This window comes from Aphanothece microscopica RSMan92 (genome assembly GCF_046613545.2).
In the GTDB taxonomy this organism is placed as follows: Bacteria; Cyanobacteriota; Cyanobacteriia; order PCC-6307; family Cyanobiaceae; genus NIES-981.
Genome location: NZ_JBKKKY020000490.1, coordinates 1 through 477, shown reverse-complemented (window position 1 = coordinate 477; position 477 = coordinate 1). Strand labels below are relative to the sequence as shown.

Here is a 477-nt window from a genome sequence, read left to right as displayed (position 1 = left end):
GCCAGGCACATCAGCGCGATGCCTTCGTCGGTGGACAGGCCGTATTCGGCCAGGAACACCTCCATCAGGCCCGGCCTGCCGCCCTGGCGGATGCGCGACACCAGACCCGCGGCATGGTCCACGATGCGCGCGCGGGCGGCGGCATCCAGCCCCGCCTGCGCGACCAGCGCGGCCAGCAGCGGCCCTTCGGGCGCCAGCGCGCCGCCTTCGATCACGGTCCAGGGGTCGCGGGGGGCATCGGCATGGGGCATGGACGGATTCCTCTGTTTGGCCCATGATATCGCGAAACTCAAAGCCGTTTGTCCCGATCTGTGCCCGATGGCAGGCGGATCGCCCGAAGAAAGGCCCCCGGACATGCCGAACGACCGGCCCGACCTTGACCGATACGACCGCGCGATCCTGCGCATCCTGTCGGTCGATGGCCGCATCAGCGCGACGGAACTGGCCCGCCGCGTGGGGCTGACCAAATCGCCCGTG

Annotated in this window: 2 protein-coding genes; one reads left to right on the top strand and one right to left on the bottom strand. The window is 70.0% G+C overall.

The window, feature by feature from the left end; genetic code table 11:
- A partial coding sequence (locus ACLD7X_RS18690) for a hypothetical protein (protein WP_411425177.1) occupies positions 1–251 on the bottom strand: 251 nt, incomplete at its 3' end.
- Between the two features lie 16 nt (positions 252–267).
- Here ACLD7X_RS18690 and ACLD7X_RS18685 point away from each other — a divergent pair.
- On the top strand, positions 268–477 hold a 210-nt coding region (locus ACLD7X_RS18685; RefSeq protein WP_425625516.1), incomplete at its 3' end, for an Lrp/AsnC family transcriptional regulator.